At 62.1% G+C, this 14,502-nt stretch carries 12 protein-coding genes; 6 read left to right on the forward strand and 6 right to left on the reverse strand.

The features are described 5' to 3' along the window. Positions 1–10: 10 nt before the first annotated feature. Genes HY36_RS01380 through HY36_RS01405 form a run of 6 tightly spaced genes read left to right on the forward strand, consistent with a single transcriptional unit; the run spans position 11 to position 7,738 of the window. A complete protein-coding gene (locus HY36_RS01380; RefSeq protein ID WP_035547264.1) occupies positions 11–1,009 on the forward strand; it encodes an AAA family ATPase in 999 nt (332 codons plus the stop codon). A 10-nt stretch (positions 1,010–1,019) separates the two neighbouring features. Beyond that, positions 1,020–1,403, forward strand: coding sequence for a hypothetical protein (locus HY36_RS01385; protein WP_155841608.1), 384 nt, complete (start codon positions 1,020–1,022; stop codon positions 1,401–1,403). Further along, positions 1,400–2,266, forward strand: a complete 867-nt coding sequence (locus HY36_RS01390; protein ID WP_035547270.1) for a DUF58 domain-containing protein — start codon at positions 1,400–1,402, stop codon at positions 2,264–2,266. The genes HY36_RS01385 and HY36_RS01390 overlap by 4 nt, the downstream gene beginning before the upstream one ends. Next, positions 2,263–5,115 (forward strand): DUF4159 domain-containing protein, encoded by a 2,853-nt coding sequence (locus HY36_RS01395; protein WP_035547272.1) that lies wholly within the window; start codon positions 2,263–2,265, stop codon positions 5,113–5,115. Before HY36_RS01390 ends, HY36_RS01395 begins: the two co-directional genes overlap by 4 nt. Beyond that, on the forward strand, positions 5,115–7,163 hold the full coding sequence (locus tag HY36_RS01400; protein WP_035547274.1) for a hypothetical protein: 2,049 nt from the start codon (positions 5,115–5,117) through the stop codon (positions 7,161–7,163). The genes HY36_RS01395 and HY36_RS01400 overlap by 1 nt, the downstream gene beginning before the upstream one ends. 41 nt (positions 7,164–7,204) lie before the next feature. Then, the gene (locus tag HY36_RS01405; protein WP_035547277.1) at positions 7,205–7,738 is read left to right on the forward strand and encodes a nuclear transport factor 2 family protein; all 534 of its coding nucleotides are present in this window, start codon (positions 7,205–7,207) and stop codon (positions 7,736–7,738) included. A gap of 305 nt (positions 7,739–8,043) precedes the next feature. Here HY36_RS01405 and HY36_RS17535 read toward each other — a convergent pair whose 3' ends face one another. The 6 genes from HY36_RS17535 to HY36_RS01440 form a co-directional block, all read right to left on the reverse strand. Then, positions 8,044–8,688: a hypothetical protein gene (locus HY36_RS17535; protein ID WP_206741133.1), complete on the reverse strand. Its 645-nt coding sequence runs from the start codon at positions 8,686–8,688 to the stop codon at positions 8,044–8,046. Positions 8,689–8,814: 126 nt separating this feature from the next. Further along, positions 8,815–10,167, reverse strand: coding sequence for a helix-turn-helix domain-containing protein (locus HY36_RS01420; protein ID WP_035547284.1), 1,353 nt, complete (start codon positions 10,165–10,167; stop codon positions 8,815–8,817). Between the two features lie 77 nt (positions 10,168–10,244). After that, positions 10,245–10,916 (reverse strand): nitroreductase, encoded by a 672-nt coding sequence (locus tag HY36_RS01425; RefSeq protein ID WP_035547287.1) that lies wholly within the window; start codon positions 10,914–10,916, stop codon positions 10,245–10,247. A gap of 105 nt (positions 10,917–11,021) precedes the next feature. Next, entirely contained in the window at positions 11,022–11,513 is a 492-nt protein-coding gene (locus tag HY36_RS01430) for a GNAT family N-acetyltransferase (RefSeq protein WP_035547290.1), read from the reverse strand. Positions 11,514–11,584: 71 nt separating this feature from the next. Next, entirely contained in the window at positions 11,585–12,226 is a 642-nt protein-coding gene (locus HY36_RS01435; protein ID WP_241764114.1) for a redoxin family protein, read from the reverse strand. A gap of 40 nt (positions 12,227–12,266) precedes the next feature. Continuing rightward, entirely contained in the window at positions 12,267–14,396 is a 2,130-nt protein-coding gene (locus HY36_RS01440; protein ID WP_081805971.1) for a protein-disulfide reductase DsbD family protein, read from the reverse strand. Between the last annotated feature and the right edge of the window lie 106 nt (positions 14,397–14,502).

A 14,502-nucleotide genomic window follows, 5' to 3' on the forward strand; every position in this document is an offset into this window, starting at 1 on the left:
CGCCCTTTTGATGGCCGATACTGAACAGGTAAGTGATGCAATCGTGGCCGAAGCCGAAGCCGCCGCAGAGACGCTGGCGCAGGTAAAAGCCGAAATTGCGAAGGCAGTGTTCGGGCAGGACCGCGTGGTGGAATTGTCGCTCGCCGCCGTTCTGGCCGGGGGGCATGCCCTGCTGATCGGCGCGCCGGGCCTGGCCAAGACACGCCTTGTGGAAGCGATGGGCACGGCGCTGGGCCTGGCCAATCAGCGCATCCAGTTCACGCCGGATCTGATGCCGTCAGACATCATCGGCTCGGAAGTGCTGGACGAGAGCCCGAGTGGGCAGCGCACCTTCCGCTTCCTCAAAGGGCCGATCTTCACCCAGCTGCTGATGGCAGACGAAATCAACCGCGCCAGCCCGCGCACCCAGTCTGCGCTTTTGCAGGCCATGCAGGAGCGGCATGTGACCGTCGCTGGCGTGCGCCATGATTTGCCCGCGCCCTTCCATGTGCTGGCGACGCAGAACCCGATTGAGCAGGAAGGCACCTATCCCCTGCCCGAAGCGCAGCTTGACCGGTTCCTGCTGAAGATTGATGTCCAGTATCCGGATCTCGATACGGAGCGCCGCATCCTGATCGAAACCACAACGGGCGAGGACAATATCGTCCGCCCGGCGCTGGATGCAGAGCGCCTGATCGCATTGCAAAGCCTCGTGCGGCGGATGCCGGTAGGCGAGAAGATCGTGTCGACGATCCTGGCGCTGGTGCGGGATGCCCGACCGGAACAGACGAGTGACGAGCGCGTGAAGCGGCTTGTCGACTGGGGCCCATCCCCACGCGCGGGCCAGGCCCTGATGCTGGCGGCGCGGAGCCGCGCGCTGCTGCGCGGCCGTCTTGCACCCAGCATCGAGGATGTCGAGGCGCTGGCCGAACCCTGCCTCGGCCACCGGATGGCCATGCGCTATGACCCGACGGGCGAAGCGCCGAACCTGACCGATCTGATCAATGACCTTGCCCGGAATGTTGGCTAGCGCTCCCGGAATGACACCTGCCCGCGAACTTCAACACGTATCCAGCCTCGCCCTCATGGCTGCGTGCCTTATGGCCTGTTCGCAGCAAGCCCCATCGGCTGCATCTACAAATTTCGATTCCTGCCTGATCACACATATGGCAGCAATCGCGATGCTTCAGGATGCCGCCGATAAAGACAGCACAGAACTACGAAAAGCCGTGATAGCCAGTCAGAACGAATTGTTGCGAGACGATGCGATAGACAAAGACGAACTTGCTCAGCGTACATCCGTACTCATGCACGCCTATTCGGACGCGGCCAATGTCGCACTTGCTGAAGCCGAAGCCACCGGCACGCCGATGCGCACACTCGCCACTGACGCAATCGCATGCGGGAAAGCGGTATCTGCATGACACCTGCCGCCGACCTTCGCGCTGAGGCCGAGAGCCTTGCCCGGCAATTGCCCGGCCTGAACTTCAAGGCCGAGGCAAGCGAGGCTGCGCATATCGGCTCGGCCGGGCGCAGGCGGCCGGGCACCGGCGAGCATTTCTGGCAATATCGTCGCTACGCACAGGAAGACGCCGCAGACCGGGTCGACTGGCGCCGCTCGGCCAAGGGCAATGAATTGTTCGTACGCGAAACAGAATTGGAAACCGCGCGCACGGTGCTGTTTTGGTGCGATGATGCGGCGGGCTTTCGCTGGAAGGGCGAAGGCGACCTGCGGACCAAGGCCGAGGAAGCACAGCTTCTGATGCTGACACTGGGCATTCTGATGTCAAAGGATGGCGAGCGGATCGGCATGCTGGGCGCAGGCCGGTCTGCCAGTTTTGGCAAGAAGGCCGTTGCGCGACTTGCCGAAGATCTCGAGCGCGGCACGAATGGGCAATTCCCTTCTCCCCCACGCTCCGCCGCGACGCTGGTGCTGGCGTCAGACTTCTACGCTCCGCTTACGGAATGGCAGGTAAGGCTTGCGCCGCTGGCGGCTAAATGCCCGGAAGGCGTTCTGCTGGCCGTGTCCGCGCCGATCGAAGAGGACTTTCCCTTTGAGGGCCGCACGAAACTGAGCCGGCCGGGCACGGGCATCGACCGCATTCTGGGCCGCGCCGAAACCATGCGAGACACCTACCTGCGCCGCTTCTCCGAACAGCGCGACGGGCTGAGGAAACTGGCCACCCAATTCGGCTGGAGACTGGTGACGCATACTGTCGGGCAATCCTCGCTGGAGGGTGCCGCGCGCCTGAAAGCACAGATCGAAACCTTCGGAGCGAAATCATGACGGCGCTCGGCCCATTCCTGCTCGGTGCGCCCTGGGCGCTTGCCGCGCTCGCCGCGCTGCCGCTGATCTGGTGGATCCTGCGCGCGACGCCACCTGCCCCGCGCCATGCCGAATTGCCGTCGATGCAATTGCTGGACGGGATCGAACCGCAGGAAGAAACCCCGGCGCGCACGCCTTGGTGGGTCTGGCTGATCCGCACACTGGCAGTCGCCGCTGCGATCCTTGGACTATCGCAACCGGTCTATGCACCGGGCGCACAGACGGAAACGGCAGAGGGCACCGGAAGCCTTCTCATTGTCGTGGATAATGGCTGGTCTTCTGCGCCGCGTTGGCCGGACCTGATCAATGCCGCGACCGCCACGCTGGACAGCGGAAACCGCGACGCGCCGGTTCACCTGTTGCTGACCGCGCCGCAGCAATTCAATCCCGACCCGGCCGAACGTATTTCCCGCGCGGACATGGCCAAACGCCTCGCTTCCCTGCGTCCGCAGGCCTGGGCACCAGACCGCGCTGATGCATTGGCACGACTGCGCGATTCCACCTTTACGCCCGACCGCATCTTCTGGGCCAGCGATGGTCTGGAAGGACGCAACGGACAGCGCTTCGCGCAGGAGCTCTCCAGCATTGCGCCGCTGACCGTCTATGCTGCTGCGCCGACAGGGCCCGTCGTGATTTCCAGCATCCGGTCCCAGACAGATTCGGTCTCTGTTACAGCGAGGCGCGCAGACGCCCGCGGCGTAACAACGGGCTATGTTTCTGCCCTGACCATTGACGGCTCGGCCCTTGCCACCGCTCCCCTGGACTTTGCCGATGGGCAGAGCGAAGCCGTCGCAGAGTTCACGATCCCTGCTGCAGCGCTGGCGCGAGTGGCTCGGTTCAATGTCACCGGGCAACAGGGCGCGGGCACGGTCTGGCTCTGGGATTCGGCGGACCGCTCCCGCAGGGTTGGTCTGGTCGATGCGGGCGCGTCTGCTCAACCGCTGCTGTCCGACATGCATTATATCCGCAAGGCGCTGGAGCCCTTCGCGACCATATCCGAGGGCAGCATCGAAAACCTCGTCGCCGCCTCCCCCGATGCGATTATCATGAGTGATGTCGGCCAGATCCTGCCGCAGGATGCCGAACTGCTGAATACATGGGTGGAAAACGGCGGCGCGCTGATCCGCTTTGCCGGTCCGCGGCTCGCCGCGCAGGGAGATGACCTCTTGCCAGTAGCGTTACGCAGGTCATCGCGCGCGCTCGGCGGCGCGCTCGCCTGGGACGAGCCCCAGGCCATGGCGTCTTTTCCTGAAGCCTCTCCCTTTGCCGGCCTTTCCGTGCCGGGCGATGTGCGCATCAAACAACAGGTTCTCGCCCGTCCGGGACCGGAACTTGCATCCAAGACCTGGGCGCGACTCGCAGATGGCTCGCCGCTTGTCACCGCCGACACGCGCGGCAATGGCACGCTGATCCTGTTTCACACCACCGCTGGGCCGGACTGGGCAGACCTTGCCTATTCCGGCACCTTCTCGCAGATGCTGCGCCGGTCCATTGCCGCTGGGCGCGGCGAAGCGGTGGGCGACGCGGAAGGCGCGTATACGCCATACCTGACCCTGGACGGGTATGGCCGCTTGTCCGCTGCCGGACCGAATGCTGCGCCATTGAAAGCCGTTGATTTCGCGGAGACGGTATTGTCGGAATCCCACCCGCCCGGTCTTTATCGGGGGCCTGCCGGAACCCGCGCACTGAATGCTGGCGCAGGGCAGCGCCCAAGACTGATTGCCGAATGGCCGCTATCGGCGCGCCTGCTCGGCGATGCAGAGGCGCGCTCGCTGCGACTGGCCGGACCGCTGCTGACTCTGGCGGCATTATTGCTGGCACTTGACCTGTTCATCGCCCTGTTCGTTGCTGGAAGACTCCGCCGCTTCGGACGGAGCGCCGCGACCGCCTGCATCCTGATCGGAGGAGCGATGGTCGCCCTGCCCGGCCCGGACGCCGTGGCCCAGCCCTACCAGTACGAGCTGCTGCCCGATGGAACCTATCGCCGTGTTGATACGAGTCCGGACGTCATTCGTCTGCCGTCTACAGGCAATTCAACGCAGAAGGAAATCGACGCAGCGCTGGAAATGCGGCTGGCCTTTGTCGAGACCCCTGACGGTGACCTGAACCGTCGAACCGAAGCCGGGCTGTCCGGTTTGACCAGCATATTGCGGATGCGTACCTCGGTTGAGCCCGCCGACCCACGTGGTGTAAATCTGGAAACGGATTCGCTTGAACTCTACCCGCTGATCTACTTCAACGTACCGGAGTCCATGCCCCCCCTGTCAGAAACAGCAATTGCAAATCTCAACACCTATCTCCGCTCCGGGGGCGCTCTGGTGATCGACACCCGCGCGGGCGGGACCATCGGTTCACAGACCGATGTCAGCAGACTTGAAACCTTGTTCGAAGGCCTTGATGCGCCGCCCCTGCAAACAGTGGGCGAGAATCATGTCCTGACTCGCAGCTTCTACTTGCTGAACGACTTTCCCGGCCGGTATGCCCAGCGCAGCCTCTGGATCGAGCAGGCCGGTGACGCAAGCGCTCCGCGCGGCGACGGCGTTTCACGGCTGATCATCGGAGATGCTGACTGGGCATCCGCATGGGCGGTCGATGCGCAGGGGCGCGATCTTTACTCCGTAGACGGCGGCGCAGAGCAAAGGGAAATGTCCCGCCGCTTTGGCGTGAACCTCGTCATGTATGTCCTGACCGGCAGCTACAAGGATGATCAGGTTCACATACCCGCCTTGCTGGAACGGCTGGGGGATGGTGAAGAACCTGATGACGAGCCCGTTGAATTACCCAGCCGCATTCTGGATGGGGGCCCGTGATGATTGATGCGACCCGTCTCGGCTTCGAGCCCTTCCTTGGCTGGCCAATCCTCTGGGCGATTGTTGCCATCGCGGCGCTCGCCTGGATTGCCTATGCCATCTTGCGAGGCCGCGCATGGCTGACCCGCGGACTGGCCCTGACCCTGGTGGCCGCGGCCCTCTCGAACCCGTCGCTGGTAAAAGAGGAAAGAGAACCCCTTCCCTCGGTTGCGGCGGTGATCCTCGACCGGTCCGAAAGCATGGAATTTGGCGCGCGCGAGACAGCTGCCACCGCAGCCTATGCGGCGCTGACCGCTGAACTTGAGACGGACCCGAGCCTCGAAGTACGCGTGATGGAAAGTGATCCAGGCGCCGATGGCACCCATCTCTACGGCGCGCTGGAAGGTCTCATGGCCGATGTTCCACGTGATCGCATTGCCGGGGCCATCCTGATCACGGATGGTCAAATTCATGATTTGCCGGATCAGGACTCGGATGAACGGCATATCGGCCCATTGCATGGCCTGATCGTAGGCGATCCAAACCGGGGCGACCGGCGCGTGTCCATTGTGGATGCTCCGGATTTCGGCATTGTCGGCGAAATGGCAGAACTGGTTATCCGCGTCGATGATCCCGGCATGCCGGAGGGACGCCCGGTCCAGATCGAGCTGTCCATCAATGGCGGAATGCCGCGCCGGATGGATGTGACACCGGGCGAAGACACGACCGTGCCGATGGAAATTGAGCGGCGCGGCGAAAACGTCATCGTCGTGGAAACCCCGCCGGGACGCGAAGAATTGACGCTTGCGAACAATCGCACGGCAGCGACACTTTCTGGCGTCCGCGACCGGTTGCGAGTTCTCCTGGTGACCGGCAAGCCGAACCAGGCCGGGCGCGTTTGGCGGGACCTGCTCAAATCCGACCCGTCCGTAGATCTCGTCCACTTCACGATTCTCCGCCCGCCCTACAAGCTGGATTATACGCCGACGGAAGAGCTTGCCCTGATCGCATTCCCGACAGAGGAATTGTTCGAGGACAAGTTGGAAGAATTCGACCTCATCATCTTCGACCAATATGAGCGGCGCGGCGTGATCACCCAGTCCTACCTCGCAAACATGGCCAGATACGTGACGGATGGTGGCGCGCTGCTGATTGCGGCGGGCGAGCCATTTGCCGGGCCGGGAAGTCTTGCCCGATCGCCGCTCGCCTCTGTGCTTCCGGCCACGCCGACAGGGGATATCTATACCGGCGAATACACGCCGGAACTGACCGAACCGGGCAAGCGGCATGCGGTGACGATGCCGTTGGATGGCCGCGAATGGGGCGGCTGGATGCGCTATATCGATGCCGAGGCACAGGCCGGAGATGTACTGATGAACGGACCGCGCGGAAAGCCGGTGCTAATCGTTGACCGCGTGGGCGATGGCCGGGTCGGCATGCTGATGACGGACCAGATCTGGCTGTGGGCGCGCGGGCATGATGGGGGCGGGCCGTTTGCCGAACTGATCCGGCGGATCGTGCACTGGATGATGAAAGAGCCCGAACTGGAAGAGCGCAAGCTGAGCCTCGTTGCGGAGGGCGATACAGCGCGCGTGGAGCTGCGCACCTTGCTGGATACCGCGCCGCCGCTTCTGGTCGAGACGCCGGAGGGCAGTTTCCTTGAGCCGCAATGGCGTCAGCAGGCGCCGGGGCAATTCGTGGCCGAGGCGCCGATTGACCAGCTGGGGCTTTACCGCGCCGAAGCGGGCGGGCTGGAAGCTGTTGCGCTGAACGGACCGGCGAACCCGAAGGAATATGCCGATCTTCAGTCCTCGACCGAAGTTCTGGCGCCGATGGCGGATGCAACTGGCGGCGGCGTGTTTCGCCTGAACGAGAGCGGCACGAATCTGCCGGACATTCGCCGAACCGGCGCGCGGGGAAATTCAGCGGGCGGCAACTGGCTGGGCCTGAGAGAACGCGGCGCTTACGCTGTTCGGTCTTCCAGCAGCCAGCCGTTGCTTCCGGGGCTGATCGCGGCGGCGTTCCTGATCGGCCTGTTGCTGCTGGCCTGGCGGCGTGAGGGCCGGTAGGGATACAGATAAAACCGTACAGGAACAAAGGGAGCGCCAAGATGGCCGAGCTGACGCTGGAACAGAAGATCGAGGAATTATGGGCGCGCGAGGCGATTCGCGATTGCCTGTTTCGCTATGCGCGCGGCATTGACCGGGCCGATGAGGCGATGCTCCGCTCTGCCTATTGGCCCGACGGCACGGACCATCATGGGCCGTATCAGGGCAGCGCATCCGGCTTTGTCGACTGGGCGATGAAGACCCTTCCCTATATCGAGCGCGGCATTCACCAGATCCACAATATCCTGATCGAATTTCGCGAGGGCGGCGCGGCGGTGGAGAGCTATTTCTCTGCCTTCCAACGCCAGCCGGGCGCGGACCGGCAGATGCAGCAATGGGATATGAAGGGCCGCTATCTCGACTGGTTCGTGAAGCGCGACGGCGAATGGCGCATCCTGAACCGGCTGGTCGTGTTCGACTGGACCGAGGAAATGCCGCTGCCGCCGGGCAGCGAGGCCGAGCGCTTCGGCCCGCGCACGCCAATTGGCGCGAGCCATCCGGAAGATGCGGTCTATTCCTTCTTTGAGGGCAAGTAGGGTCACTGGTTTCCTGGCCGCTTCATCCTTCGACTTCGCTCAGGCTTGGAGGGGCCAGACATCGCACTGCGATGTCCCCGAGAAGGCCCGAAGCGCACGCGCCGGGCTTTTGCTCCTGGCCGCTTCATCCTTCGACTTCGCTCAGGATGAGTCGGTGAATGAGGAAAACATCGCCTCAAGAGATTAGCTCATCCTGAGCGAAGTCGAAGGAGAGCGAAGTCGAAGGAGAGCGGAGCTCGCCGCCAGCGCCAGCGACCGGAGACGCGGATAGCGCCCCGGTAATCAGATGAAATTCTACGGAAAACTCAGGACGAGTCCGGCCAGTCGGCCAGCGCGCGGGTCAGCAGGCTCGGCAAGGCAGTGGAGACGCTGCCCAGCTCTGCGCCGAGGCGGAAATCGCCCGCGCTGGGCGGGCAGACGGGGCGCGCTTCGCCCGCTTGCTTCATCTGCGCCAGATGCCGCGCGAGCCGCCGGGCGGCTGGCTCAGGATCACTCAGCACACGGTGCAGCGCCACGATCTGTGCAATCAGCGGCGCGGCAAGCACCGGGCCGGAGGGTTGGGCCGACGCGCTGACCGAACCGGCAAACACCTGGTGCCAATCTATCAGGCCGGACACCGCCCGCCCGGTGAGGCGCAGGCGAAAGGCGGGCGGCTGAAGCCCCGCGAAACTGTCGGTCACGTCTTCCACGCCATCCGGCAAGCTGTCCGGCTGCGCGGCGGGGGCGCCCTGCCCGCGCGCAGCGAGCGCGTTCGGCGCAATTTCCAACGCGCTGGCCATCAAGGTGATCAGCCGCCGGACAATGGTTTCAATGGCTTTCAGGCGGCTGCGCACCCTGGCGCGCAGGCATTTGGTCACGTGTGTCGGCTCCAGATGCAGCCCGGCCTCTGCCCGCACCCCCTGCAACGCCGTCCGCGCCGCCGCCAGCCCCTGCTCCACAAATGCCTGCATCCCATTCATACGAGAAAGTCTAGGGGCGGAGTTTATCAGACGGATTGGGAACTAATACGCGGTCGCCAGAAAGCCCATCAGTCAAGATTACTTCGGGTCCGCACAAATTCCAGTACTCATTCTGAACTAGTGCGTGTACCGAAGTAGATCCCGAAGTTCTTCTTCTACAAGCCGCTTCGGAAGGCTGAAAAATCCGAATAGCTGATAAAGCGGAGCAAGTAACTTGTATACCACCTCGGGCAAAGAACCTGGAAGCTGAGAAACAGCTACTACCGACTTCGAATTGTACTCATCCTGACGATTCTTGTACTCGTCAAATAGCATCCTATTGGTGTTTCCTTTACTAACCAACTCGCGGCCAGCAAGCTTAAAATAGTGGATTTCACACTTTATATTCGCCTTAGAAGCACCCAGACCTCTCGCAATATAGGCAGCTTCCATAATCGCTTCGCCAACTCTTCGTGTCGGCGTAGAGATATCTAAGTATTTTCCCTGCTCCATCCCGTCGAAGAACCCATCCTCGGGGTAACCGCGACGTATGAACAACAACCCATCTGGAGATATTCGCCAGAAATCGTGATGGTCGGGCGTATGTTCAGCACCATCAGTATTTGGGCCCCTCCAGAACTCTAGAGAGCCGTCGACTATTTGAGGTGCGTACTCTGAACCCGCTAGGGATACGAACGGCGGCCAGCCCGAGTGATTTCGCACTGAACTCTGAACTATCTCCCGCAGCTCTTTAAAGGACGGAATGTCAAAATTTCCAAGAATCTGAAATGCGCAATCATAATAGCCATATATCAGCTTTGCTGCGTGACGGTCAGGCAAATCTGATGTTCGAGCATGCCAACGAGAACGTGCCTGATCAATGTGCTTTTGAAGTGCCTCGTCTGCCGGCTCCTCGGTAGCTGAGCTCACTGGAACAACACCCTCCAAAATCGATCGGAAAGCCTCTGACAACTCTTCTCTGCGGTTTCGTATGATCTGTGAAAATAGTTCATCCCAGTCATGGGTCGACTGAGGCTCTTCACTGTTTGGTCCGGGTCGCCTGACATACACCCTATTTGGCACCAAAGTCTTGTTGTCTGGTGACCCCGACTTTGCTCTTACCGGAACTTTGTGACCTCCCGGTACAGCAATGATAACGCACCGGTCCTCACTATTTGGAATTGACGTTTGAGTGACTGAACACTGCATATGCGGATCGACGTACCTAGAAATGATCGATTGGACTTTATCGGTCGACCAATCCATCATTGAAGGCTTTCGATTTACCGATGGTACGAAATCACCGTCTTCCTTCTCTTCATAACCAATAATGACAAAGCCACCACCATGGTTAGCCAACGCAATAATCTCTTTGGCTAACGCTGCGCGATGATTGGGATCCCCTGCAATGTCGAGAGTTTCCTTTACTTCAATATCCAACGTCTCTCGAACGTCAGACAACAACTTTTCAAATTGTGTCTCGTTGCTCATCCCGCACACCTAACGAACTGGCACACCGGTAGGTAGCACAAGGACGACATCCTAGATAGATAACAAGGCTGCTGAGACTAAAACCCCCGAAATACCGCTGCTTCGTCTACGGATTTTCGTTTTGAGACGACGGCGTTTGCGGGGAAGGTGTCGTCGGGCCAGCCCATGGCGACGCAGGTCTGAATCACCTGATCGTCCGGAATGCCGGCCTCTTCGCGCACGACGGGGCTTTGCATGATGCCCTGCGAATTGATCACGCAGCCGAGCCCGCGTGACCAGGCCGTGTTGACGATGCAATTGACCACGCCGCCGCAATCAAAGGGCGGGATGTCTCCGCCCGCCAGCGCCTTGTCATAGGTGATGACGATGGAGACCGGCGCATCGAACTGGCGAAAGCCGCGCAGCACCCAGTCCATGCGCTTTTCCTTGTCATCGCGCGCAATGCCCATCGCCTGGAACAGCTGGACGGCGATCTCGACCTGACGATCCCGGTGCACCCCGGCATAGGGCGGGCCCATGCGAAACTCGCGGCTGTCCGGCACGCCGGCGACGTTACGCTCCACATTGCCCTTGCGGATACGGTCCAGCACGTCGCCCGCGACGACGTAGAAGTTCCAGGGCTGGGAATTCATCGAAGTGGGCGCGCGCATGGCGATTTCGAGGATTTCGCGGATCAGCTCCTTCGGCACCGGCTTGTCGAGATATCCGCGAATGCTGCGCCGCGTCTTGATGACCTCATCGAATTCCATGGCCGGTGGCCCTCCCTGCTCAGTTCCTGGTGGCTGTTGCCTTTACGGCCAGACGCTAGCCCCCCTGCCCTTGCGTCAGAGAAGCCCGCGATGCGGCGCATCAGGTCACGCCGCCGTGACGAGGCCGGAAAGCTGGCTGGCGTCTCCGGCGAGGTCTTTCACCATGACACGGGCCTGGTCCTGCGGGCCGGGGAAGAGAAGCTGGTTCTTCGGGGTGACGGTGAAGCCGATCTCGCCGAAATAGGCCGGCGCGCCGATCAGCACGGCAGCTGGCCAGCCTGCGGCCTTGCCCGCCTCCAGCGCTTCGCCCGTGACGGTCAGGCCAAGGCGGCTGCCCCGGTGGGAGGGGCCGACGGCGACCGGGCCATAGAACAGGGCGCGGTCAGCGTTTGGGCCGATCTTCAGGGGCCAGACACGGCAAACAGCGATCACCTTGCCGTCCAGCACGGCAACGCGGTTGATCTCTGGCAGGGAGCGGGAATATTCCCGCAGCCGCTCGGCCGTCTTGGCAAAATGGCCCGAGCCAAAGGTGCGCGCGAAGAGGTCTTCGATCGCATCGGCGTGGAGTTCGGGCGTTTCGGGCACAATCTGAAGCATGGCGAGCGCGTCTAGGGCGCATTGCCGCCGAGTTCAAGCGACAGTTTCGTCATGTGCCCGATTGGGCGCAGCTAGTATTTTACCGAACAGCCATAGGGCTTGGAGCTGGCCACCTCGACCGGCTCGCCCGCAGCAACGCTCTGCATGGCGGCAGAGACGTAATTGGTGGAGGTTTCGATGTCCGAGACGCGGGCCGATGGCGTGTCGTCAATGGCGCCCTGATAGGCAATCTCGCCCTCGGCGGTGATAACGAACATGTGCGGCGTGGTCTTGGCCTTGTAGAGGCGGCCAATGTCGCCGCTCTCGTCAATGATGACATGGGCGGGCGTCGCGCCGCGGCCCTCATTCATGTCGAGCAATTCAGCGCCCGTGCGGTGGCCCTGCTTGCCGGGGGCGGAGGAGACGATGGACAGCCAGACAACGTCGCTTTCAGACGCATCGGTCTGCAGGCCCTGCATGTTGGCCGGTGGCACGGCATAGTGCTTCTTCACGAAGGGGCAGCCATCATTGGTCCATTCAAGCACCACGGTCTGACCGGCGAAATCGGACAGGGACACGGTCTCTCCCGTGGCGGTTACGCCGGTGAAGTCTGGCGCGAGCGTGGTGGCATCGTCCGGCGCGGCCTGCGCGGTGGAGGCGATCAGGGCCCCTGCAGTCAGCGCCACGGCGGCGGCCATGCCAGCGGCAAGCGAGAAATTGCGACGGCTCATCATGATGGGAATCCTCCATTGGGGTGGGTTGGAGGGATCATGATCACTCCGCGGTCACAAGTCCAATCACAAGCTTTTGAGACAGGATCTCCGGCAGGATTTCCGGCTCTGTCGCACCTGCCGGATACCAGAGGTACATCGGCACGCCTGCGCGCTGGCGACGCTTCAGCTCCTCGGCGATGACCGGGTCCTTGCGGGTGAAATCCGCCACGAGGAAGGCCACGTCATTGGCGGCGAAGGCCTCCTGCACCGGCTTTGATTTCAGCGTGGTTGCCTTGTTCAGCTGGCAAGTGGCGCACCAGGTGGCGGTGAAGTCCACGAAGATCGGCCGGCCCTCTGCGGTGAGCTCTGCGATGCGCTCCGGGCTCCAGTCCTCGGTCTCGTACTTCTCGGCATATTGCGCGTTGCCCTGCCCCGCTGCGGTGGAGGAGTTCGCGGTCAGTGCAGGATAGACCATGCCGCCGACCACGGCGAGGGCCGCGAGGGATTTCGCAACCGCCCCGCTGCCGCGCTTTGCAAGCCATATTCCGAATGCGATCAATGTACCGCCCGCCACGGTCCAGGCCACAGCAGCCGGGCCGGACACCGCGCCGAGGGTCCAGAGCAGCGCTGCCGCCGTCAGGAACATCGGGAAGGCGAAGAATTGTTTCAGCGTCTCCATCCAGCGGCCAGGCTTTGGCAACAGGCGCGACAGGCCCGGCACGAAGCTGAGCACCAGGTATGGCAGCGCCAGGCCGAAGCCCATTGCCAGAAAGACGACCATCACCGACAGCGCCGGCCGGTCCAGCACTGCACCCAGCGCTGCGCCGAGGAACGGCCCGATGCAGGGCGCGCCAACAATGGCCGCCAGAACGCCGGTAAAGAATGCACCCATGGAGCCGCTGCGCGAGGCCAGGCTGTTGCCCGTATTCTGAATGGACGTGCCGAGCTCGAACATTCCGAGCAACCAGAGCCCGATCACGAACATGATCAGGGTCAGGACGGCCACGGTCGGGCCGTTCTGCAGCTGGAAGCCCAGATTGGCCGTACCGGTTGCCTCCCGGATGGCGATGATCGCCGCGGCGAGTGCTGCGAACGACAGCAACACGCCTGCTGTGTACCAGAGGCCATGACTGCGCACTTCACTCTGATGGCCCGAAGAGACGGCATGGACCATGCCCATTGCCTTGATCGACAGGACCGGCAACACACACGGCATCAGATTGAGGATCAATCCACCGAGCACCGCCGCAAGGGCCAGACCGATCAGGCTTTTTCCGCCACCTGAATATGCAGGCCGCGCGGCAATTCCGGCCGTATTCTCGAACACCTCCCCCTGCTCCGCAGAAATCGTGTAGCCGGTGCGCTCGCCGTCCTTGGTCTCTACCACGATGATGCCATCAAGCGTTCCATCGAGGCTGGCATCCGCTGGCGTCAGGCTGAGCGTTGCGCCGTCTCTGCCAAAGCTGAGCGGTTGGTCGGCGGGGTGGCTGATTTCATGCGCAAACGGATAGAATCGGATGTCGGCATTCTCTTCAAATCCGCCATCCGTTTTCAGGCTGAGTTTCCACGGCGCGCTCGCGGTGTGGATGCGGGCCTCCCCGTCGAAGTCACGCGGAGCCTTGGCCACCCATTCGCCAATCAGGGTGCCATGTTCGACATGCGGATCACTGCCGCCCACTGGCAGAGTGAGACTGACTTCTGCCGTCTCCGGAATACAGATTTCCTCGCAAATCAGATAATCGGCCAGAAGGTTGAGCTGGACGCTGCCCTCGGCGTCGGCCGGAACGGTCAGGGGAAATGGCAGGACCAGGCGGGCATCATAGCCATAATCCATGATCTCCCCCTCCACCACTGGAAGCAGGTGTGGAATGGGCCAGACAAAGTCGCCAAGATGTTCATCTGAAATCGAGCTGCCATCCAGCACGTCGACGAGCGGCGGCAGGCCGGCATCGCCCGCATTGCGCCAATAGACGTGCCAGCCCTCATCAAGATCCATTTTCAACGCGACATAGAGCGTATCGCCCGGCTCGACGCTTTCCCGCTCTGCGATCAGTTCGACCAGGGCGCGGCCACCATCCACAGCCTGCGCATTGGCGCTTGGCACATACGCCATGAACAGGGCGACAAAAGACAGGAAGAACGCTCGAAGCATGCGGAAACCTTGAGGCAAGTTGATTACAAGCTCGCCCATATGCCCGCTATTCGCCGCGGGATGAAGGGCCTCGCCGAATCGTGATCACGTGGTGAGCCGTTAAGCGCCAACAAAAAAGGCGGTCCCGCCCAAGCGGAACCGCCGT

It is taken from the genome of Hyphomonas atlantica corrig. (assembly GCF_000682715.1).
GTDB lineage: Bacteria > Pseudomonadota > Alphaproteobacteria > Caulobacterales > Hyphomonadaceae > Hyphomonas > Hyphomonas atlantica.